Annotated in this window: 22 protein-coding genes; 17 read left to right on the plus strand and 5 right to left on the minus strand. The window is 66.3% G+C overall.

The annotated features are described in order from the left end of the window. Positions 1–74: 74 nt before the first annotated feature. Complete coding sequence (gene nreA / locus BMY29_RS02195) at positions 75–1,376, minus strand: DNA repair protein NreA (RefSeq protein ID WP_049991100.1); 1,302 nt, start codon at positions 1,374–1,376, stop codon at positions 75–77. Between the two features lie 310 nt (positions 1,377–1,686). On the opposite strand from nreA, the gene BMY29_RS02200 reads away from it, so the two are divergent. Together BMY29_RS02200 and BMY29_RS02205 are read left to right on the plus strand one after the other, a co-directional pair. After that, complete coding sequence (locus tag BMY29_RS02200; RefSeq protein ID WP_013881574.1) at positions 1,687–1,866, plus strand: HVO_2753 family zinc finger protein; 180 nt, start codon at positions 1,687–1,689, stop codon at positions 1,864–1,866. A gap of 10 nt (positions 1,867–1,876) precedes the next feature. Beyond that, positions 1,877–2,143 (plus strand): elongation factor 1-beta, encoded by a 267-nt coding sequence (locus BMY29_RS02205; RefSeq protein ID WP_049991101.1) that lies wholly within the window; start codon positions 1,877–1,879, stop codon positions 2,141–2,143. Between the two features lie 176 nt (positions 2,144–2,319). On the opposite strand, the gene BMY29_RS02210 is transcribed toward BMY29_RS02205, so the two are convergent. The 3 genes from BMY29_RS02210 to BMY29_RS02220 all read right to left on the minus strand — a co-directional run bounded on the left by BMY29_RS02210 (position 2,320) and on the right by BMY29_RS02220 (position 4,817). Continuing rightward, entirely contained in the window at positions 2,320–2,757 is a 438-nt protein-coding gene (locus BMY29_RS02210; protein ID WP_049991102.1) for a hypothetical protein, read from the minus strand. A 90-nt stretch (positions 2,758–2,847) separates the two neighbouring features. Beyond that, complete coding sequence (locus tag BMY29_RS02215; protein WP_049991103.1) at positions 2,848–3,537, minus strand: MBL fold metallo-hydrolase; 690 nt, start codon at positions 3,535–3,537, stop codon at positions 2,848–2,850. Positions 3,538–3,644: 107 nt separating this feature from the next. After that, positions 3,645–4,817, minus strand: a complete 1,173-nt coding sequence (locus tag BMY29_RS02220) for a cystathionine gamma-synthase (protein WP_049991104.1) — start codon at positions 4,815–4,817, stop codon at positions 3,645–3,647. Between the two features lie 197 nt (positions 4,818–5,014). Between BMY29_RS02220 and BMY29_RS02225 the strand changes: the two genes are divergently transcribed. The 11 genes from BMY29_RS02225 (at position 5,015) to BMY29_RS02275 (ending at position 16,458) form a co-directional block, all read left to right on the plus strand. Then, positions 5,015–5,323: a 50S ribosomal protein L21e gene (locus BMY29_RS02225; RefSeq protein ID WP_049991105.1), complete on the plus strand. Its 309-nt coding sequence runs from the start codon at positions 5,015–5,017 to the stop codon at positions 5,321–5,323. Between the two features lie 7 nt (positions 5,324–5,330). Then, entirely contained in the window at positions 5,331–5,687 is a 357-nt protein-coding gene (locus tag BMY29_RS02230; protein WP_049991106.1) for an RNA polymerase Rpb4 family protein, read from the plus strand. Positions 5,688–5,792: 105 nt separating this feature from the next. After that, a complete protein-coding gene (locus tag BMY29_RS02235; protein ID WP_049991107.1) occupies positions 5,793–6,398 on the plus strand; it encodes a DUF655 domain-containing protein in 606 nt (201 codons plus the stop codon). Positions 6,399–6,509: 111 nt separating this feature from the next. Next, positions 6,510–7,349, plus strand: coding sequence for a 16S ribosomal RNA methyltransferase A (locus BMY29_RS02240; protein WP_049991108.1), 840 nt, complete (start codon positions 6,510–6,512; stop codon positions 7,347–7,349). A gap of 156 nt (positions 7,350–7,505) precedes the next feature. After that, positions 7,506–8,702 carry a mechanosensitive ion channel family protein gene (locus BMY29_RS02245; protein WP_049991109.1) on the plus strand — a complete coding sequence of 399 codons (1,197 nt, stop codon included), beginning with the start codon at positions 7,506–7,508 and terminating at the stop codon, positions 8,700–8,702. Then, positions 8,703–9,275 carry a HemK2/MTQ2 family protein methyltransferase gene (locus tag BMY29_RS02250; protein WP_049991110.1) on the plus strand — a complete coding sequence of 191 codons (573 nt, stop codon included), beginning with the start codon at positions 8,703–8,705 and terminating at the stop codon, positions 9,273–9,275. It abuts the gene before it with no gap. A gap of 200 nt (positions 9,276–9,475) precedes the next feature. Continuing rightward, positions 9,476–10,477, plus strand: a complete 1,002-nt coding sequence (locus BMY29_RS02255; protein WP_049991111.1) for a 5-methyltetrahydropteroyltriglutamate--homocysteine methyltransferase — start codon at positions 9,476–9,478, stop codon at positions 10,475–10,477. Beyond that, the gene (locus BMY29_RS02260; RefSeq protein WP_049991112.1) at positions 10,474–11,556 is read left to right on the plus strand and encodes a methionine synthase; all 1,083 of its coding nucleotides are present in this window, start codon (positions 10,474–10,476) and stop codon (positions 11,554–11,556) included. The genes BMY29_RS02255 and BMY29_RS02260 overlap by 4 nt, the downstream gene beginning before the upstream one ends. A 329-nt stretch (positions 11,557–11,885) precedes the next feature. Continuing rightward, the gene (locus tag BMY29_RS02265) at positions 11,886–12,512 is read left to right on the plus strand and encodes a nitroreductase family protein (protein ID WP_049991113.1); all 627 of its coding nucleotides are present in this window, start codon (positions 11,886–11,888) and stop codon (positions 12,510–12,512) included. 150 nt (positions 12,513–12,662) lie between these two features. Continuing rightward, positions 12,663–13,679, plus strand: a complete 1,017-nt coding sequence (locus BMY29_RS02270) for a DUF7972 family membrane protein (RefSeq protein WP_049991122.1) — start codon at positions 12,663–12,665, stop codon at positions 13,677–13,679. Between the two features lie 244 nt (positions 13,680–13,923). After that, complete coding sequence (locus tag BMY29_RS02275; RefSeq protein ID WP_049991114.1) at positions 13,924–16,458, plus strand: glycoside hydrolase family 3 protein; 2,535 nt, start codon at positions 13,924–13,926, stop codon at positions 16,456–16,458. Between the two features lie 37 nt (positions 16,459–16,495). Here BMY29_RS02275 and BMY29_RS02280 read toward each other — a convergent pair whose 3' ends face one another. After that, positions 16,496–17,401, minus strand: coding sequence for a DUF8054 domain-containing protein (locus BMY29_RS02280; RefSeq protein ID WP_049991115.1), 906 nt, complete (start codon positions 17,399–17,401; stop codon positions 16,496–16,498). A gap of 194 nt (positions 17,402–17,595) precedes the next feature. Between BMY29_RS02280 and BMY29_RS02285 the strand changes: the two genes are divergently transcribed. From BMY29_RS02285 to BMY29_RS02300, 4 genes are all read left to right on the plus strand, one after another. Next, complete coding sequence (locus BMY29_RS02285) at positions 17,596–18,669, plus strand: TrmB family transcriptional regulator (RefSeq protein WP_049991116.1); 1,074 nt, start codon at positions 17,596–17,598, stop codon at positions 18,667–18,669. A gap of 274 nt (positions 18,670–18,943) precedes the next feature. Then, a complete protein-coding gene (locus BMY29_RS02290; protein ID WP_049991117.1) occupies positions 18,944–20,413 on the plus strand; it encodes a substrate-binding domain-containing protein in 1,470 nt (489 codons plus the stop codon). Next, positions 20,410–21,423, plus strand: coding sequence for a carbohydrate ABC transporter permease (locus tag BMY29_RS02295; protein ID WP_049991118.1), 1,014 nt, complete (start codon positions 20,410–20,412; stop codon positions 21,421–21,423). Before BMY29_RS02290 ends, BMY29_RS02295 begins: the two co-directional genes overlap by 4 nt. 1 nt (position 21,424) lies before the next feature. After that, a complete protein-coding gene (locus BMY29_RS02300; protein ID WP_049991119.1) occupies positions 21,425–22,489 on the plus strand; it encodes a carbohydrate ABC transporter permease in 1,065 nt (354 codons plus the stop codon). Positions 22,490–22,491: the final 2 nt, after the last annotated feature.

The raw sequence follows: 22,491 nt of genomic DNA on the forward strand, positions 1-22,491 counted from the left end.
GCAGCCACGGCTCTTCAGGCTAATCGAACTCGGTGACGCAAACGACCGACCGGTGCAGTTGCAGCCGCTGGTCGTCAACTCGTGCTGGAGAACGCGTTCAGGTTCGACTGCAACCCGGCCGCGAGTTCGGACTTGCGCCGCAATCGCGCGTAGGAGACCGGCAGTTGGGACGCGACCTCCGCGACCGCCCCGTGGAACGTCTCGGCCTCGCCATACTCTCCCTCGAAGGCGTTGCGGACGCTCTCGCGGACCTGCCAGACGCCGACCGGCGCCCAGTAGTCGTCCGAGACCTCCCGGAGGACGAGACACTTCGCCTGGCGGCCGATCGACTCGAGGTATTCGAGCGCGCCCAGCCTGGCGGCGTAGTAGGCGCCCGCGGTCTCCTCGACGTAGCTCGAGCGGCCGTCGTATCCCTCGCTGGCGCTCTGGAGCCAGATATCGTCGTTCGGATTCGGATTCCAGATGCTGCCCGGGGCCTTCATCTCGACGAGTTCGAACTCCCAGTTGCCGGGCGCGAGGACGACCCAGTAGCGGTTGCCGACGTACTCGTTGGCCCAGACCTGTACCTCGTCGATGCTGGGCGCGTTCCGGATGCGCCCGCGGAGGTACTTGCCGACGGTGTCGTCGACGGCCGTGATCGACCACCGCGTCGGGACCAGGCGGCGCTGTTCGGTCTGGCCGAGCGCGCCGGCCGAGAGGATCGAGTTGATGTCGTAGACGTCGAAGCCGCGCCGGTAGAGGTAGGTCATCGCCCCCTCGGCCTGCCAGTCGTCGTCTTCGAGAGTCTTCTTCACGGGCTTCGGGACGTAGGGGTTCTCCCGGAGCTCCGCGTCCCGGGCGTTGGCCTGGGGCCCGCGCGGGGTCGCGACGTCCGTCCCCGCGTCTAAGCCGAGGTCCGGGGTATCGTCCAGCCCGATCTCGAGGTCGACGGGCCGGTCGGCGATGGCGACCTCGCGTTGCACGCCGACGAAGCCGTTCCAGGCGTCGTGGACGTTGGGCGTCAGCCGGCTCGCGATCGACGGGGAGTCGACGTTCGCGCGCTTGTTCGAGTTCAGGAGCCCGGTCCGGCGCTGGAGCACGTCGTCGATACCGTAGCCCTGCCGGTACCAGTCGCCGTCGGTGACGTACTCCTCGGCGGCGTCCTCGTCGCCGACCGGGGAGAGCAGCCCGACCGGAATGTCGGGGTAGTTCGACCGCCCGACGAAGATCGAGGGGGAGGTCGAGCCGACGAGCGTGTCGCCGCTCAGCGCGTCGTCGAACCGCCGCTCGAACTCCTCTAGATGGTCCGTGATCGCGTAGGACTTCTCCTTGGCCAGGCGGCGGCGCTCGGCCTCCTCGTCGGGCTCGAGTTCCTCGATGTAGTCGTCGAGGCGCATTCACTCGATCTAGGGGCGGGGCTGCTTTGAATGTTGAGTTCTGGGAGAACGGGCGCGGTTCGGGAACGAGTTCGGCCGGCGGGCCGAAGTCGCGTATGTCAGAGGCAGAGGTTCAGTCGGGCGTCGGGTGACCGAACCTCACACACATCTTTCGGGTGCATGGTAAAGTAGCCGTGAGAGCGTTTTCCAAGTCGGAAAATGCCGGCGATCACTGGTGCTGACACGAGGGATCGACTCGTCGATCGCCGACCGCCGCGCTGGCGACCCTCGAAAGACAACGGTTAAAAACGATGGGCGGAAAGGAAGGGGTATGAGTACGACCGACGACCGCGAGACGCGCTCGTGCGTCTCCTGCGGGCTCAACATCGCTGGCACGAACGCCGCGGCGTTCAAGTGTCCGGAGTGCGGCCAGCAGATCTACCGCTGTGCCAAGTGCCGCAAGCAGAGCAACCTCTACGAGTGCCCCGACTGCGGGTTCACCGGTCCGTAATTCCAGTACCATGGGAAAAGTCGCTGCCAAAATCAAGGTCATGCCGAACAGCCCCGAGATCGACCTCGACGCGCTTCAGGAGCGCCTCGAAAGCTCCCTCCCCGAGGGCGCGAAGATCAACGGCGTCGAACGTGAGGAGGTCGCGTTCGGCCTCACCGCCCTCTACCCGACCGTGATCGTCCCGGACGGCGCGGGCGGCACGGAAACCGTCGAGGAGAACTTCACCGAGGTCGACGGCGTCGAGAGCGTCGGCGTCGAAAACGTCGGCCGTATCTGAAGTCGTCAGTTTACAGCCGTTTTTCGCTCGGATCGCTGTCGACCAGTGGCTATGCTGTCCGAACCGACCGTCGAGTCCGCTGTTTACCGAATCCCCCACCTCGACGACGTCGATTCGTCAGAACCCGTCCGGTGACGCTATTCCGACGGTCGATTTCTCAAACGACAGGGCCGTCGCTACTGCGGCTGTTGATCGGGATCCGCGCCCAGATCGGCCTGAGAGACGATCTCGGCGCCGACCGACGAGAGGTCGACGGTCACGTCCTCCGGGACGGCCTTGCTGATCTCGTCTAAGTTCCCGGCCAGCACCGTCAGCACGTCGTCCGGATTAGCGTACAGAAGCATATTGCCGTCCTGGCCCTCCGCGACGAGCTGCGTGTCGTTGAGCACGACCTGATCTTTCTGGATCGTCGCGGCGACGACCGGCAGCGCCTCCGGCTTCCCGGGTTCGTCGTCCCGGACGCGGCGGATGTGGACCTCGTCTAGGTCGATGACCTCCTTGTACTCCTTGATCTGTTCGGCGCAGTTGACCATGTCGTTGAGGAGGGCCGTCCGCTTCTCGTTGCCGTGATCGCCGTCGAGACAGTGCTGACAGACGCGGAGTTCGAGACGCATTACGCGGCGATACGTGACCGACACCGATGAGAATTCCGCTTCGGGAAGTCCGCGGGTCGACGTTAGATTCTCCGCGAGCCGCCGCCCCGCTCACTCGCGCAGTTCGTCGTGGATCTCTCGAATGCGATCGGTCCCGCGGTCGACGTACCCGCCGTGGAAACACAGCGTGTGGTCAACGTCGAGGGCCGCCAGGCTCCCGACGGACTCGATCGCCCGCTCCATATCGGGGGTGAAGCGCGGTTTCGGGCCGGACAGCGGTTCGTCGCCGTCGGCGACGAGCGCGTCGCCGGCGATCAGCAGGTTTCCATCGGGCAGGTACAGGGAGATGTGGCCGGGCGTATGACCCGGCGTCGCGACGACGCGCATCGGGCCCGCCAGCGTCGGGATCCGAACGCCGTCGGTCAGTTCCAGATCGACATCGACAGGTGGATAGCGGTCGTCGCCGTCGCCCTTGATCGGATCGTGCTCGCCCGACACGTAGGGCGCTTCCGCGCGGTGGGTCGCGACAACCGCATCGACGCGCTCGAGCAGGTCCGCCAGGCCGCCGACGTGGTCGCCGTCGTGGTGGGTCAGAACGACCAGCCAGATGTCTTCGAGGTCGAAGCCCAGCGGGTCGAGGTGGGCCCGGAGTTGCCCGACCGCGCCTGGCGGGCCTGCGTCGATCAGGACCAGGCCGCGGTCGGTCTCGACGGCCGTGGGTGTGACCGTGAGCTCGCGGCCGCCGTACTCGACGGAAAGCGGCAGTGCGTATACGCCCGGATCGTCGCTGTCGGTCGTCATATCGAAGGCATTCGATCGCCGGCCCGAAAGCGTTGCGTCCTCGCGGGACGATCGCACGCCGATCCCGGATGCACGGCGGGATGACGGAGAACTCGAGTCGTCGCGACTCAGTCGAGGACGGCGTCGATCGCCTGGTCCAGATCGCCGAGCAGGTCGTCGACGTGCTCGATGCCGACCGAGACGCGAATCAGGCTGTCCGAGAGGCCGGCTTCGAGCCGTTCCTCGCGCGGAATGGCGGCGTGGGTCATCGGCGCGGGCTGTTCGATCAGGCTCTCGACGCCGCCGAGGCTCTCCGCGAGCGTGAAGACCTCGGTGTTCGAGACGACCTCGCTGGCCTCTTCTAAGCTCGCGTCGAGTTCGAAGCTCAGCATCCCGCCGAAGTCGTCCATCTGCTCGGCGGCGATTTCGTGGCCCGGGTGGGACTCGAGCCCGGGGTAGTAGACCCGGTCGACGTCGGGGTGGTCGTCGAGCCACTCGGCAATGGCGCGGGCGTTCTCGCAGTGGCGGTCCATGCGGACGGGCAGGGTCTTGGTGCCCCGGAGCACGAGGAACGACTCGAAGGGGCCAGGCGTCGCGCCGACGGAGTTCTGGTAGAAGCCAAAGCGCTCGTCCAACTCCTCGTCGTTCGTCAGGAGGGCGCCGCCGACGACGTCGGAGTGGCCGCCGAGGTACTTGGTCAGCGAGTGAGAGACGATATCGGCGCCCAGATCGAGGGGTCGCTGGAGGTACGGCGTCGCGAAGGTGTTGTCGATCGCACAGAGCGCGTCGTTGTCGTGGGCGATCTCAGCCGCACCCTCGATATCGACGATCGACATGAGCGGGTTCGTCGGCGTCTCGAGCCAGAGCAGTTCCGTCTCGTCTCGGAAGGCCGCCTCGAGTTCGTCGAGGTCGGTCATGTCGACGAACGAGAACTCGATGTCGTAGTCCTCGTAGACCTGCGTGAAGATCCGGTGGGTGCCGCCGTAGACATCGTTGCCGGTGACGACGTGGTCGCCGGCTTCCAACAGGTTGAGCACGGTGTTGATCGAGGCCATCCCGCTGGCGAACGCGCGGCCGTACTCGGCGTTCTCGAGGCTCGCGAGGTTCTCCTCTAAGTCCGTCCGGGTCGGGTTCCCCGTCCGCGAGTATTCGTAGCCCCGGTGGTCGCCTGGTGCGTCTTGCTCGTAGGTGGAGTTGGCGTGGATCGGCGTCATCAGCGCGCCCGTTTCTGGATCCGGTTCCTGACCGGCGTGGATCGACCTGGTCTCGATCCGACGGTCGCGATCGTGGTCGTCGTCCATACTCGTGTGAGCGCCGCGCGGCCGGATCACTGTTGCGGACGGCCGGGGTGATCGGGGATCGGTACCGTGCTCGAGTCACTCACACTGCCGTGTTAGTGGCGTTACCGGTCGGTGCTGCCGACTGACGGGGACGCCGGCGGAGATGGGCGTAATACGTGTGTTTTATAACCGTCACCGGACAAAGCGGTCGTACGACTATGCCGAAATCTAATGGCCCTCGTCAGGGAACCCGGAAGAAGCTCGCGAACGACCCCCGAGAACGCGGTACCTCGCCGCCACAGCGTGCGATTCAGGAGTACGAGGAGGGTGAGAAGGTCCACCTGAAGATCGACCCCAGCGTCGCTGACGGTCGCTTCCACCCGCGCTTCGACGGTCGGACCGGCGAAGTCGTCGGCAAACAGGGCAGCGCGTTCAAGGTCCAGATCAACGACGGCGGGAAGGACAAGACGCTGCTCGTGACTGCGGCCCACCTGCGCGCCCAGAATCAGGAGAAGAGCCGAATCTGAGTCAGGAATGACGATCTTCAAAGAGATCGTCGACGAGGAGTTCCTGACGGTCTCGGAGACGAAGGAGCTGCTCGCCGACATCGAAGCCGAACGCGCCCTCGAGGAGGATCGCGAGCTGCGCTACGAACTCGCGCGAGCGATCGAACACGTCAACCGCTTTACCGTCCTCGAGCCCGAGGAGGCCCAGCAACTCGTCGACGACCTGCAGGAGGTAGAGAAGGTCGACGAACCGACGGCCTACAAGATCGCCAACCTCCTGCCGCGCGATCGGGACGAACTCCGCTCGGTCTACGCACAGCAGCGCTACTCGCTGTCGGGGGACGAGCTCGACGAAATCCTCAACGTCGTCGCGCAGTACGCCTGAGTCGGTCGATCGACTCCAGCCGCGACGCACGACCGACGACCGCCGGCACCGACCGGATGGCAACGGGCCGACTCTTTAAGTACGCCCTCGCCGTATCGAAAACCAATGAGCGAAGCCGATAGCGGCGAGCCGGACGTTCGGCGCGCGGTCGTGTTGGATTACCTCGCACACGGGCTGTCCGACGACGGCCGACCGCAGTACGCAAAGTCCCCGGCCGGCTACGCCGTGGGGATCGAGGACTTTCAGCTCTATCAAGTCGCCTTCGACGAGAACGAGCGGCTCACGATCGGCAGCGAGGTGGTCGTCGAACCGCCCGCCGAACGGGACATCGTCACCGAGGCCCACCGCGTCGAGTACGGGGACCTCTCCTCGGGCGCGCAGTCAGAGCTCGAGTACGTCGTCCAGGATCTCGTCGAGGAGCACGAACAGCGGTTCGTCGACTTCTACAACGACGCCCAACCGATTACGCTGCGACTCCACCAGCTGAACCTGCTGCCGGGGATCGGGAAGAAACTCCGCAACAGCATCCTCGACGAGCGCAAGCGCAAACCCTTCGAGAGCTTCGAGGAGCTGTCCGATCGCGTCTCCGGGCTCCACGACCCCGATGAGATCCTCGTCGAGCGCATCTTAGAGGAGCTGCGCGACGACGACCTGAAGTACCAGACGTTCGTGGGCCGACGGGAAGGTGAGCAAGACCAGAACCAGGCGTAACTATTCTCGCGGTCGGTCGCGATCCGGGTCGAACCGAACGACGGGACGACCGGCGGAGTCGACCGCCTTCGAGACGGTGCGTTTTACACCGCGCCAGCCGTAGCGCAGGCGATGAGAGATCCAGACGGACTGATCGCCCGGGCGGGCGTCCGCGGCGATCCGGATCGCGATCAACACTTCCTCGTCGATGACAGGGTGCTAGACCGGCTGCCAACCTATCTCGAGGAGATCGACGCCGATACGAGCCACCTGCTCGAGATCGGCGGCGGAACGGGCGCGCTGACGGACCGACTGCTCGCGGTCGGCGACGAGGTCACGGTCGTCGAGCGCGACCGCGAACTCGCCAGATTCCTGCGCGAGGAGTTCGCCGACGAGATCGACGCCGGCGACCTGACCGTGATCGAGGGCGACGCTCTGGAAGTCGACCTGCCCGAGTTCACCGCGTCAGTGTCGAACCTTCCCTACGGCGTCTCGAGCGAGATCGCCTTCCGGCTGTTTCCGGAAAAGCGGCCGCTCGTGTTGATGTTCCAGCAGGAGTTCGCCGAACGGATGGTCGCCGAGCCCGGGACCAGCGAGTACGGCCGACTCTCGGTCTCGAGCCAGCACTACGCGGACGTCGAACTCGTCGAATCGATCCCGAAGGAGGCCTTCTCGCCGCCGCCGGCGGTCCGGAGCGCGGTGGTTCGGGCGGTCCCGCGCGACCCCGACTACGAGGTCGACGACGAAGAATTCTTCCTGCGGTTCGTCAAGGCGCTGTTCACCCAGCGTCGGAAGACGATCCGCAACGCGATCCGGAACACGTCCCACATCACCGGGCTCGAAGCGCCCGACGCGGTCGTCGACGCGGCCGACGAAGACCTTCTGCGAAAGCGCGCCGACGCGATGGCTCCCTCCGAGTTCGCCGCACTGGCCCACCTCGCGCGCGAAGTCGGCGAGCCAGGCGACGACTGATCTCGGCCAGCTTCGGTGCTCGGTTTTGGTTCGAACCGTGCGGTCCCGTCTCCGAACCGATCCGAACGGATTCGAATGTGCGCGAATACACCCGAACGGAGCGAAACGACCGACGGATACTCAAAGCTGCACGGCTGACAGGCGGGGAGACGAGGTATGTCCGGACTACTGGAGTGGCTCGACGGATTGTCGAGGACGGTTCCGTCGACCGAACTCAAGCTCGTGATTTCCGTCACGGCGGTCGCGCTCGTGGTCGCCGTCCTCCTCTCCTATCGGCGGCTCCACCAATGGATCTGCGAGCGGACGAAGCCGCTGTACGCCGACGTCGTCTCGATGACGCTGCTCATCGGCACCAGCCTGGCGAGCCTGGCCGTGGTGACCGGGGTCTGGGGGGCTACGGAGGACGTCAGCCAGCAGCTCGCGTCGTTCGGACTGGGCGGCGACGTCGTGGCGCAGGCGCTCGTCTCCTTCCTCCTGCTGGTCGTGACGGTCATCGTCACCCGGTTCGTCCGCCGGGTGATCGAAGAGGTGTTCGGCTCGGCCTCGGCCGTGACGGCCCACCAGCGCAAGGTCACACACCGCCTCTCGCAGGTGATCATCTGGTCGATCTCGCTGGTCGTCATCCTCGGCTACTGGATCGACAACCTCGGCAGCCTGCTCGTCGGAGCTGGCTTCTTCGGGATCGTCGTCGGGATGGCCGCCCGCCAGACGCTGGGGACGATGCTCGCCGGCTTCGTCCTGATGTTCGCCAGGCCGTTCGAGATCGGCGACTGGATCGAGGTCGATGGCGACGAGGGCGTCGTCACCGACATCTCGATCGTCAACACCCAGCTCCGGTCGTTCGACGGGGAGTACATCATGATCCCCAACGACGTCATCTCCTCGAGCATGGTGACCAACCGCTCGAAACGGGGACGGCTCCGCGTCGAGATCGAGGTCGGTATCGACTACGACACCGATGTCGACCGGGCGGTCGAACTCGCGACCGACGCGATCGATGACGTCGACCAGGCGCTGTCCGCGCCGTCGCCGCAGGTCGTCACCAAGTCCTTCGGCGATTCGGCGGTCGTGCTCGGAGTGCGGTTCTGGATCGACAAGCCGAGCGCCAGGCGTTACTGGCGCGCGCGGACGGCCGCGATCAACGCGATCAAGCGGACGTTCGACTCGGCGGCGATCAAGATCCCGTACCCGCAGCGCGAACTCTCGGGGCGGGCCGAGTCGGGCGGCTTTCGAATCGCCGACGAACGCGGTTCGCGGCCGGCCGGTGACACCGACACCGATACCGACACCGGTTCCGGCGACGACGGCGAACGAGGACGCGAACATCGCATGACGACACCGGAGGACAGCTAAATGGGACTCGAAGAGCGACGCGACGTGGAAACGGACGTCTACCAGCCCGCCGAGGACTCCGCGCTGCTGGCCGAGGCGGCCTGCGAGCGCCTCGACGAGAGCGATCTCGTCCTCGAAGTGGGCACCGGATCGGGGTACGTCGCCGGGAAGATCGCCGACGAAACGAACGCGCGCGTGATCGCCTCGGACATCAATCCCCACGCGGTTCGCCAGGCGCGCGGCGACGGCGTCGAGACGGCGCGGGCGGATCTGGTCGCTCCGTTTCGGGACGGAGAATTCGACGCGGTCGCGTTCAATCCGCCCTATCTGCCGACCGACCCAGAGAACGAGTGGGACGATTGGATGGAGCACGCCCTGTCGGGCGGGGAGGACGGCCGGGCAGTTATCGACCCGTTCCTCGAGACGGTCGGGCGCGTCCTCGCGCCCGAGGGCGTCGTCTACCTGCTCGTCAGCAGCCTCACGGGCGTCGACGCGGTCGTCGAGCGCGCCGGCGAGGCGGGTTTCAGCGCGGTGGCCGTCGCCGACGAATCGTTCCCCTTCGAGACCCTGACCGTCCTCGAATTGCACCAGTAATCGGCGGTCATTCGGCCAGAGCTTCGATTCCGTAGGGAGACCGTCGTAATTCTCGCGAGACGTACGTCAGTGCTCTCTGAGGGTGTGTCCACTGCTATCTCGAAACGTGCGGCTGGGTCGTCGAAACCCGCAAAAATTACTATGGTGTATTATAGCGGATGAAAAATATTAAGCACCGGTATAGCTTAGCTCGTCCTACGATGACCGACTACGTTTCGACCACGCCGGGGCTGTATCCGCTCCCGGACTGGGCGAAGGACGACCTCTCGGACCGCAAGGGCCACCAGAAGCACGACCTCATCAGCGGTGACGAGGGCGAGGAAATCACCGCGGCCTACGAGACGGCCCGCGAGGAAGTGATCGGCGTCCAGCAAGACGCCGGGCTCGACCGGATCGTCGAGGGCCAACTGCGCTGGGACGACATGCTCGCCCACCCGCTGGCGGTCCACGACGCCGTCGAGACGCGCGGAATCGTCCGCTACTACGACAACAACAACTTCTACCGCGAACCCGTCGTTCAGGACGACCTCGGCTTCTCCGGCGACGTCGCTTCCGAACTCGAGGCGGCCGCCGAGCTGACCGACGACGACCTGCAGGCCGTCCTCCCCGGCCCGTACTCGCTCGCCGACCTGGCGACCGACGAACACTACGGCGACGAGGCCGCGTTCCTCGGGGCGATCGCCGACTTCCTCGAAGGCGAGGTCGACGCCTTCCCCGACGTCGAGACGCTGTTCCTGCTCGAACCGTCGCTGGTCGAGAACGCGCCAGGCGACGGCGAGGACGAACGCGCGAGCGAGGCGATCGACCAGATCGCGACGGCGACCGACGCGGACGTCGTCGTCCAGCCCTACTGGGGCGCGCTCTCCGAGAAGGTCTACGCGCACCTGCTCGACGCCGATATCGACGCGGTCGGCTTCGACTTCGTCGCGAATCAGGACGATAACCTCTACAACATTCAGGAGTACGGCGCGACCGACGACGTCGCGCTCGGCCTGGCGGACGGCCAGAACACGCTCGTCGAGGACCCCGAGGCGATCCGCGATCGGACCGAATGGGTCGAAGGACAGCTCGGCGTCACCGAGTTCGAGACGGTCTACTTGACGACGAACACCGAGACGTTCTACCTGCCTTACGGCAAGTTCGAGGAGAAACTGGCGGCCCTTGCGGAGGCCGCGGATCTCGCGGAGGTGAAAGCAGCATGAGCACGAACGCGAACGAGAACAAGGATCAGTTCCGACCCGAGGACCACGACAACGACCACTTCCTGCTGACGACCGTCGTCGGCTCCTACCCCAAGCCCAAGTGGCTCAACCGCGCGAAGGAGCTCTACCAGGACGAGGACCACGAGTTCGACGAGGACGACTGGCAGGAAGCGAAAGACGACGCCGCGCGCCTCATCACCGACGAGCACGAGCGCGCCGGCTTAGACGTCGTCGTCGACGGCGAGATGCGGCGCACCGAGATGGTCGAGTTCTTCGCCCACCGCATCGAGGGCTACGAGTTCAACGGCCCCGTCAAGGTCTGGGGGCACAACTACTTCGACAAGCCTTCAGTCGTCAGCGAGGTCGAGTACGAGGACAGCTGGCTCGTCGACGAGTACGAGTTCACCGCGGCCGCCAGCGACCGGCCGGTCAAGGTCCCGATCACGGGTCCCTACACCCTCGCGAACTGGTCCTTTAACGAGGCCTACGACGACGACGAGGAGCTCGCCTACGACCTGGCGGACCTGGTCAACGAGGAGATCGAGAAGCTCGTCGACGCCGGCGCCCGCTACATCCAGATCGACGAGCCCGCGCTCGCGACCACGCCCGACGACCACGCGATCGTCGGCGAGTGTCTCGAGCGGATCGTCGCCGACATTCCCGAGGAGGTCCGCATCGGCCTCCACGTCTGTTACGGCGACTACTCCCGGATTTACCCCGAAATTCTGGAGTTCCCCGTCGACGAGTTCGACCTCGAACTCGCCAACGGCGACTACGAGCAGCTCGACGTCTTCAAGGACCCCGAGTTCTCCAAGGACCTCGCGCTCGGCGTCTGCGACGCCCACGTCGCGGAGGTCGAGTCCGTCGAGCAGATCGAGGCAAACATTAAGAAGGGCCTGGAGGTCGTCCCGCCGGAGCAGCTGGTCGTCTCCCCGGACTGCGGCGTGAAGCTGCTGCCCCGCGACGTCGCCTACGGGAAGATGGAGAACCTGGTCCAGGCGGCCCGCAACGTCGAAGCGGATCTGGACGCGGGTAACGTCGACATCGAGCGCGGCGCGCCGACCCCCGCCGACGACTGACGCGGGTCATCGTCACCGCGATTCCGTCCGATTTCGCACGATTCCGTACGGTTCCGTACGATTTCGACTTCGCCGTTTTCTCCCGTCTTTTCCCCGGTCGGTGCTCTCGACCACCGGATACGCAGCTACTGCAACTCCGCTTTTCGGCCGGTGTCGTCCGTATCGTCCGCCTTCTCACCACTCGATGGCTGGATTTCGTGGGGAACTGTCACACGCACATTATGCGTCAGTACAGTGTTGAATCGATAAACATGAACGGGACACGCGTGTCACCCGGTAACCTTCCTGTCCGATAACGTATACGTACGTCGAGTCCGAACGAGTGATCGATGTCAGAGTCTCTCGACACGCAGCGCGAACTGCGCGACGAAATCGCCGACCACCGCGAACCCGATCACGATATCGATCCGCTGTTCGTCAACCGTTGGTCGCCCCGCGCGATGACCGGCGAGCCCCTCGACGAGGAGGAGTTCCTCCCGCTGTTCGAGGCCGCCCGCTGGGCCCCCTCCGCGTTCAACAACCAGCACTGGCGGTTCATCTACGCGACGCGGGAGGACGACGAGTGGGACGCCTTCGTCGACCTCCTTTCGGAGAACAACCAGGCGTGGGCGAGCGACGCCGCCGTCCTCGCGGTCATCGTCTCGAAGACGACGTTCGACCACAACGGCGAGCCGGCCCCGGTCCACTCCTTCGACACCGGTTCGGCCTGGGAGAACCTCGCGCTCGAGGGCGCGCGCCGTGACCTGGCCATCCACGGGATGGCCGGCTTCGACTACGAGCGCGCGGCCGAGGAACTCGACGTCCCCGAGGAGTTCTCGGTCGAGGCGATGGCCGCGATCGGCGAGCGCGCACCGCCGGAGACGCTCCCCGAGGAACTTCAGGAACGCGAACAGCCGAGCGACCGCAAACCGCTCTCGGAGATCGTCCACCAGGGCGGCTTCGAGGAGCAGGAGTAGACGCCGACCGTTTTCCGCCGGTCCCGAGCGGTCGGGCCGGGCCCGTTCCGCGAGCCGAATAGCCGATCGGCCGTCCGCGTTCGCGTGGGTCCACCGCTCCAAGCTGAACCGCTTTTCGTCCGGAGGCCGAACGGGCGGTATGGACGACCGCTGTCGTGTGATACCCTCAGGGGGCGGACCGGCGAAAGTCGGGTCGCACACTGGTTCCTGCTCGATGCGGACCGATGGCTGCTCACCGGCGTGTTAGCCGCCGCGGCCTTCGTCGGCTTCGTCGCCCTCGGCACGGCGGCCCCGCCGCTCCGAACGGCGATGGAGAGCGGAACGCCCGTCGACACGGCGTTTCAGGCGCTTATCGCCGCGATTCTCACCGGCGTGACGCTCGTCGTCTCGATCAACCAGCTGGTGCTCTCGCAGGAACTCGGTCGGCTGGGCGACCAGCAGGCGTGGATGGACGAGGCGATGGAGTACCGACGCAGCGTCGAGGACCTGTTCGGCAGGGTCGGGCCGCCCGATCCCTCGCAGTTCCTGCAGGAGCTCGTTCAGACGAGTAGCGACCGGGCCGAGGCGCTCCGCGAGGCCGTCGCCGACACCGATGACGATCGGCTCCGACGTCGAACCGATCGCGTGGTCGAGAACGTCTGCCGAAACTCGGAGGAGATCACGTCCCAACTCGAGACATCGACGTTCGGCGAGTTCGGCGTCCTGCGGTCGGGATTGAACTACAATTACTCCTGGAAGATCTACGCGGTCCGGCGACTGCGCCACGAGCACGAGGACGGTCTCGACGAGGACGAACTGGCAGCCTTCGAGGAGTTGATCGACAGTCTAACGCTGTTCAGGCCGGCACTCGAGCACTTCAAATCGCTATATTTCCAGTGGGAGTTGGTCCATCTCACGCGGTCGATACTGTACGCCGGGTTGCCAGGCGTCGTCGCCGCGACGGCGACGGTGCTCTACCTCGATCAGGAGTCGGTTCCGGAGACGACGCTCGGCGTCGATAACCTGGTGTGGGTCGTCAGCGGCAGTGCGACGCTCGCGCTCGTCCCGTTCTTCCTGTTGGCGGCCTACGTCCTGCGGATCGCGACCATTTCGAAGCGAACCGGCTCGCTCGGTCCCTTCATCCTCCGACGCGCGGAACGGACGTCGGCGATCGACTGGGACGAGTAGGTGCAACGACGCACGGGACGAATCGATCGTGACGTCGCGGCGGGGACGCTGCGGCTCGAGTCGATGAGGTCCGATTCGGACCGAGCGAGACCGTTCCGCGACCGATACCCGATCCCTCTCGAGACGAATCGCGGCTATCGACGGCTAGCCCGGTCGTATCCGCTTCGTATCTCGACCGTACTCCTGCTATCAACTACATATATAGCGAATATTTATTATGGTCCGAGTTGCGTAACCAGTCCGTATGGTAAATGGTAACTCACACGGGGACGGATCTGAACCGGTCGACGAATCGCGGCGGACGTTTATGAGGGCGACCGGCGCCGCGACGGCGGCGTCGGCGGTGGGTCTCGGGGCGAACGGCGCGGCGGCGGACGGCGGCCGCCGAGAGATCGATCGGATACTCGACGAACTGACGCTCGAGCAGAAAGTCGGCCAGATGACTCAGGTCGCGATCGACGATCTCGGCGAGGGGTTCGGGCCCGAGACCGCGTTCGACGACCACGACAACGCGGACACGCTCGGCGACCTGTTCACGGAGCTCCACGTCGGATCGATCCTCAACGGCGGCGCGTCGGGGCCGACGTTCGACGGCGAGGAGTACGTCGCCGGTCTGAACGCCCTCCAGAAGTTCAACGTCGAGCACAACGGCACGGGGATTCCGTTCGTCTGGGGCGGCGACTCCCTCCACGGGAATACCTTGCTCGACGGCTGTACGAGCTTCCCCCAGCGGCTCAATATGGGCGTGACCCGCGACGTCGACCTGGTCGAGGCGGCGGCGATCCACACCGGAAACGAGATCGCGGCGATGGGCGGCCACTGGATCTTCGGGCCGACGGTCGACCTGCTGCGGGACATGCGCTGGGGCCGGTACTTCGAGGGCCACAGCGAGGACTCGATGCTGTTGGGTGAGCTGGCCAAGGCGCGAGCGCGCGGGTTCGAGCGCAACGGCCGCGTCGCCGCGACGGTCAAGCACTTCGCCGGCTACGGGACGCCCAACACCGGCAAGGACCGCGCCCACGCCCGGACGTCGATGCGCGACCTCCGCACCAGACAGCTCCCAGCCTACCGACGCGCGCTCGAGGAGGCGAAGACGGTAATGGTCAACAGCGGCGCGGTCAACGGCAAGCCCGCCCACGTCTCCCACTGGCTGCTGACGCAGGTGCTGCGGGAGCGGTTCGGCTTCGATGGGGTCGTCCTCACCGACTGGGACGACTTCGAGCGGCTCATCTCCAACCACGAGTACCTGCCCGACACGGAGTCGGGCTGGCGCCAGGCGATCAAGCAGGGGATCGAGGCCGGTATTGATATGCACATGTGCGGGGGCGAGACGCCGCCGACGGCGTTCATCGAGACGACGATCGACCTGGTCGAGAGCGGCGAGCTCTCGGAGGCGCGCATCGACGAGTCAGTCCGGCGCATCCTCGAACTCAAGCGGGAGCTCGGCCTGTTCGAGACCCCCTCCGTCGACGAGGGCGAAATCGGCGACCTCGTCGGCGGCGCGCGGGACGTCTCCGAGCGACTCGCCAAGGAGTCGCTGGTCCTGCTGCAAAACGAGGACGACGCGCTGCCCCTCTCGGGCGGCGAGGAGGTGTTACTGACCGGGCCAGGCGTCGAGGACGGGACGCCGAACCGGTTCCTGATGCAACACGGCGGCTGGACGCTCGGCTGGCAGGGGATCGAGGACGGCGACCTGACCGCGGACGGCCCGCGACCGCGCCAGAACACCATCGCGGGCGAACTCGAGGCGCGACTCGGCGACCGGCTCACGCACGTCCCGACCGAGTTCCGCGCGGCGCCCTACGAGAGCATCTTCGAGAACTTCGACAACGGCTTCTTCGACGTCACCGACGAGCAGGAGGCGGCGATCGCCGACGCCGCCGGGACCGCGGAGACGGTCGTCGTCGTGCTCGGCGAGGGGCCGCACAACGAGGGCTTCGGCGACCGGGACAAGATGCGCTTCCCCGAGGCCCAGCGGGACCTGGTCGAACTCGTGGACGCGGAGACGGGCGACGATGCGACGCTCGTCGGCGTCGTCCTCGCCGGGAGCCCGCGGGGCACGCAGGAGACGTTCGAGCACCTCGACGCGGTCCTCTTCGCCGGCCAGCCGGGCAGCGACGCCGGCGTCGCGGTCACGGAGACGCTGTTCGGCGACTACAACCCCTCCGGGAAGTTGCCGTTCACCTGGGAGGCGAACGTCGGTCACGTGCCGCAGTTCTACGACGAGTACCCACCCCGACAGTCCGTCGGCGCCGAGGACGGCACGGTCCAGTACGAGTTCGGCCACGGGCTCTCGTACACCGACTGGGAGTACTCGGGACTCGATCTGTCCCGGGAGACGATCGGGAAGCCCTCCGCGAAGACGTCCGTCACCGCGACAGTGACCGTCGAAAACACCGGTGATGTGGCCGGCGAGCACATCGTCGAGGTCTACAACACCGAGTCCTACGGGTCGGTGCTCCAGCCCCACCGCCGACTGCTGGGCTTCGAGCGCGTTCAGGTCGACGCCGGCGACGCCGAGACCGTCGCGATCGACCTCGATCTCTCGACGCTCGAGGTCGTGCCCGGGGACGTGCCCGGCCACCGGCGAAAGCTCGTCGAACCAGGCGAGTACGAGATCGCCGTCGGCGACGAGACGGCGACGCTGACGGTACGGAACGCGGGGACCATCACCGACCCCGAACCGATGCCGGGCCGGTACGACATCGACGCCAACGGCGACGAGGACCTCGACGACGTCATGGAGCTGTACCGCCGGATCAAGCGCCGGGAACGATGAGCGATCGACGAGCGAACGCCGCCAGGCGCGCCGGCGGTCAGTCGTAGGTGAACAGGCGGACGTCGCAGTCCGGACACGCCAGTTTCGCCGGGGGCGTCGAGCTGATCGGCGTCACCTCGCCGCAACAGGTCGACCGCGTGACGGTCAGGTCGCCGTCACAGAGCGGACACTCTGCGAGGAGCGACCGCAGCGGCTGCCCGGCGGCAATGCGAACGGCCGGATTGTCGATCCGAGACTCGAGGGCGCGGGCGGCGGCGAGTTCGGCGACGGCGACCGCTTCGCGGAGCGAGGCAGTTCTCCCGGCCGGCCCCTCGCCTTCGAGGCGGACGGTCGAGGCTCGGCCGCGCCAGTTGCGGCCGACCCGCGCGTCGATCGAGGACTCGGTCAGTTCGTCCGCCGCAGCAGCAAGTTCGTCGAGATCGCACCCGCGGAGCCGCATCATCTCGCGGCGCCATTCGGTTCGGAACGAGTTGTCGAGGACCAGGTCGTCGCCCGCCGGGACGACCGCGCCGGCCTCGATCAGCGCGGTGACGACGGCCTCGCCTGACGGGGGCTCCGTCTCGGTCTCGGCGGGTCGGCTTTCGTCTCTGTCTCCGGTTTCGCTCCCGGTTCCGTCGCCGTTTCCTGCACCGGCGGCCGCGACGCCGGCGTCCGACAGCGAGCCGCGACCGCGCTCGTCGCCGTGATCGAACGGGTCGACCGGCAGCGAGAGCGCGGCGACCAGGCGAGGCGCGAACCGGGGCGTGTACGGGACGAGGTAGCCGCGGAGGCCGATCGCCGCGGCACCACCGAGAGCGACGAGTGCGGCCGCGACCCGCCGACCGGTGATCGTCAGAAGACCGATGGCGAGCGACAGCACGACGCCGTTCGCGACCGTACACGGCCAGCAACGGTCGTCGCCGGTGGTCGCCGGCCGTCGGATCCGGTCGAGTAACGTTGACATCAGACAGTGGTTTCGCCTCGGTCGCCTTGAATATCGCCCCCACGGATACGCTTTTTTACAACGGGTGTTATATTCGGTTAGGATGTCACGAAACCCGACGAACGGACGGCTGGGGACGATTCGCGATCGCTCGCGGCCCGCGGAGGGATCGACGCGGGCCGGACGACCGCTCCGTCCGCCGGCGGTGATCGACGATGGACGGTGACGAACTGATCGCGACCCTCGAGGACGCGGGACTCTCGCCGTACCAGGCGGACGCGTTCGTCACGCTGCTGGAACTGGGTTCGGCCTCCGCGACGGACGTGGCGGAGGCCAGTTCCGTCCCGGATCCGCGGATTTACGACGTGTTGCGCGGGCTCGAGGAGAAGGGGTACGTCGAGACCTACGAACAGGACAGCCTCCACGCTCGCGCCCACGATCCCGCGGACGTGCTGGCCGACCTCCGGTCGCGGGCGAACCGCTTCGAGACGGCGGCCGACGAGATCGAGGACCGCTGGAGTCGTCCGGACCTCGAGGATCACAAAGTCAGCATCGTCAAGCGCCTGGACACGGTCCTGACGCGGGCCGACGAACTGATTCGGTCGGCCGCGAATCAGGTTCAGATTGGGCTGACGCCCGCCCAGTTCGACGACCTGGCGCCGGCGCTCGCGGCGGCCCGCGAGAACGGCGTCGACGTCAAGGTCTGTCTCGTCCCGCCGATCGACGAGGAGCCGTCGCTCCCGTCGACCGAGACGCTGTCCGAGACGTGTACGGAGGCTCGGTACCGCGAACTCCCATCGCCGTTCGTGGCGCTCGTCGACAGGACGTGGACCTGTTTCTCGCCCCACGGCGGCTCGACGAACGAGTACGGCGTCATCGTCAACGATCGGACTCACGCCTACGTCTTCAACTGGTACTTCCTCACCTGCCTCTGGGAGATCCACGAGCCGATCTACTCGGCCCGCGACGACGAGCCGCCGATCACGTACGTCGACATCCGGCGGTGTCTCCGCGACGTCGAGCCGCTGCTCGCCGAGGGACGGACGATCGAGGCCACCGTTGCCGGGTTCGAGACGGACGCGGGACGCGAGGTGACCCGCCGCGGGACGATCACTGACGTCACCTACGGCGAACACCCGGCAAACGGCGACCGAACGCCGCTCTCGCATCTCGCCGGCGAGGCCTCGCTGACGATCGCGACCGACGACGGCACGCACACCGTCGGGGGGTGGGGCGCGATGCTCGAGGACTACGAAGCCAGGCGGATCACGATCGAAGCGATCGACTGATCGCCGGTTCCGGACCCCGACGGATTCCGACGACGCCATTTTTCCGCCGTTTTCAGCCGTCACTGCTGTTTTACCGCCTTTATCGGTTCCATCGTCTCTGCTTTCCCAGTCGAGGAGCCGCTCGTCGGTCACAGCCGTCGCATCCGAATTGAACGAGACCGATCGGACGGCGCGCAGTCCGCAGATCGGCCCGTACGGCCGCTGTTCTCCGTTAACAACACCTGTTGTACTCTGTCCATTAATTATATACCGAATGAATATCATAGTCTTTTATATGAGTGATAGACACTCACACGGGAGCGGTCGTACCGACTCGAGCGTTTCGCGACGAACGTTCGTCAAAGCGGCCGGCGCGAGCGGGGCGACGGTCGGCCTGGCCGGCTGTATCTACGGCGACGAGACGTCCGGAGATGCTGTCGTCTGGGGATTCGACCCGAACGCCGCGGACGCGGTCGGCGACGAAATCGTCGACCTCGTGCAGGAGAGCGGCGCCGACGGGGTCGACATCGAGCTGCGATCCGGCGACGAGGAGACGGACGACCGACGAAACGCGTACACGAATCTGCTGGAGGCCGGCGAGACGCAACCGGACCTGTTCCTCATGGACAACGGCTGGCTGAACACCTTCATCCAGCGCGGGCACGTTGCGAACCTGAGCGACGAACTCGACGACGACGAGCTCTCGACGGTCGAGGACGAGTACTTCGAGTCGTTTACCGCAACGGCTCGCGATCCGAGTACCGACGATCTGTACGGCGTCCCGATGTTTCCGGACTACCCGACGATGCAGTACCGGAAGGACTACGCCCGGGCGGCCGGCTACGACGAGAGCGACTTCGAGGCGTGGGCGACCGAGCCGATGACCTGGTCGGAGTGGGCCGAGATCACTGCGGAGATCGTCGACGCCTCCGACGCGAGTTACGGGCTCGCGACCCAGTGGGACCAGTACGAGGGGACGGCCTGCTGTACGTGGAACGAGGTCATGTCCTCGTTCGGCGGCGCCTACTTCGGCGGCTTCGATAACCTGTTCGGCACCGTCGGCGACCGACCGGTGACCGTCGACGAACCGGAGTTCGTCGAGGGGCTGCGGATGATGCGCACGTTCGTCGCCGACGAAGCGGACGACTACACTCTGGAGGACGAGTACCCGCTCGGGCTCGCGACCTCGGACATTACCTCCTGGACGGAGGAAGACGCCCGAGAAGCCATCCTCGAGGGCGAAGCGGTCATGCAGCGCAACTGGCCCTACGCCATCAACATGAACGTCGACGAGGCCGACGACCCGGTCCCGGTCGAGGACTACGGCGCGATGCCGATCCCCTACGGCGTGACCGAGGACGAGGCCGCCCAGCCCGGCACCGGCGGCACGACGGCCGCGCTCGGCGGCTGGCACCTCGTGCTCAACCCCAACTCCGAACGCAAAGAGGAGGCCCTCGAGGTCGTCCGCGCCACGATGACCGACGAGTTCAACCTCGGCATGTTCGACCTCTGGGGCTGGATCCCGCCGAAGCCGGCCCTGTTCGACGCCGAGGAGGTCGAGCAGTCCGAGCCGATGGGCAACTACATGGACACGCTCCGGGTCGCCGGTGAGAACGCGATGCCGCGTCCGGTGACGCCGGTCTGGACGAACCAGTCCAGCCGCATCGCCGAGGAAGTCAACCTCGCCGTCGCCGGGGACAAGGCACCGGATCAGGCGGCCGCGGATCTCCAGCACGGCCTCGAAGAGATCGAAGACCAAGGATGAGCACCGAAGACAAGGCGGCCGGTCCCACCAGGCGGTCGAACCGGACGGGACCGCTCGTCGCGATCACGCGCTGGATGGAGAACCTCGGCGAGACGGGGTTCGCGTACCTGCTGTTGACGCCGGTGTTCCTCCTGTTGGGTGCGGTCGCGCTCTACCCGCTCTTGCGGACGTTCGAGCTGTCGCTGTACCGGAACGTGCTCTCGGAGCCGACGTTCGTCGGCCTGGCGAACTACGCGGACCTGGTCACCGGCGAGGCCGACCCGCGGTTCCCCGGGACGACCACGTTCCTCCCCGGCGTCAGCGTCGACGGGAGCGTCCCGTTCGTGCACTTCGACGGGCTGCTCCGGAGCGCGCTCGCGGTGACGGTCATCTTCACCGCCGTGAGCGTCTTCTTCGAGACGCTCATCGGCTTCGGCCAGGCGCTGGTCCTCGACCAGGATTTCCGGGGCCGGCGGTGGGTCCGCGCCGCGATCATCATCCCGTGGACGATTCCGATTGTCATCCAGGGGATGATCTTCTTCCTGATGTTTCACCCCTCGGCCGGGTTCCTCGTGGAGCCGCTGTCGAACTGGGGACTCGTCGCATCGACCAACACCCTCAACGACCCGAAGAGTTCGCTGCTGATCATCACTGCAGCGGACATCTGGAAGACGTCGGCGTTCATGGCGCTGCTCATCCTGGCCGGGCTCCAGAGCATCGATCGCGGCCTCTACGACGTCGCCGAGGTCGCCGGCGCCACGAAGTGGCAGCAGTTCAAGCTGATCACGCTGCCGCTCGTGTTGCCGACGCTCGGCATCGCGGTCCTGTTCCGGACGATCGACGCGATGCGGGTCTACGGCCTCATCGACTCGGTCGCGGGCTGTTCGACCGTCCCGTCGCTGTCGTGTATGGTCGTCTCGACGTTCAACACGAACCGCGGCATGGCGGCCGCGATCGCGTTCGTCACCGCGGGAATCATCGCCGTCGCCGTGCTGGGCGTGGTCTACCAGCAGTACAAGGAGGGGTTCTAAGATGGCGACGACGCCCGAGCCGACGCCGGACCCGACGGGAGCGGACGACGAGACCGAGACCGAAAACGCGGGCCCGCTCGAACGCTGGACCCGCGCGGTCATTACCGACCCGGACAAGCGGGGGCGCCTCTACAGGGCGCTGTTCTACGTCGTCACCGCGTTCTTCCTCGTGACGACGCTGTTCCCGTTCTACTGGCTGCTGGTGCTTGCGCTGACGCCGAGCGGCGCCATCACGCGGGGCGACTGGACCGTCGCCGTCCCCCTCCTCGGCGAGGTGCCGTTCCCGACGCCCAAGGGGTTCAACGTCGCCGCCTTCGTGGAGGTGTTCCGGGAGGTGCCGTTCCACCTCTACGTGTTCAACAGCTTCGTGCTCGCGACCGCGACGACGGTCATCGTCATCGTGCTCGCGAGCCTGGCGGGCTACGTCTTCGGCCGACTCGAGTTCCCCGGCCGCGGCGTCATGATGCTCGCCATCCTGGCGATCTCATATTTCCCGCCGGCGGCGTTCCTGATCCCGCTGTTCGACGCCTTCCTCGGCAATCCGGTGACGGTGCCGTTCCTGGAGGTCCAACTGCTCCCGGTGACGGTGCCGTTCCTAGACGTCGAACTGCTCTCGCCGCCGCGGCTGGTCAACACGCCAGGCGCGATGATCATGCCGTTCAGCGCGCTGTTCCTGCCGCTGTCGATCTTCATCCTCACGACGTTCTACTCGCAGATCCCGGACGGGCTGGAGGACGCGGCCCGCGTCGAGGGGACGACCAGGCTGGGCGCGCTGTTCCGCGTGATCATGCCGCTATCGGCGCCCGGCGTCGTGACCGCGGCCGTGCTGACGTTCATCGCGGTCTACAACGAGTACTTCTTCAGCTCGATCATGTCGCTGCAGAACGAGGCCCACCAGTGGTCGCCGCTCGTGGGCGGCATTCTGAGCTACCAGACCCAGTACACGACCGACTACAACCTCATGGCGGCGGCCAGCATCGTCGGCGTGTTGCCGATGCTGATCCTCGTCGTGGTCGCACAGGAAAAGATTGTCAGCGGACTGACCGACGGAGCACTCAAGGAGTAACT

This window comes from Natrinema salifodinae (assembly GCF_900110455.1).
GTDB classification, from domain to species: Archaea; Halobacteriota; Halobacteria; order Halobacteriales; family Natrialbaceae; genus Natrinema; species Natrinema salifodinae.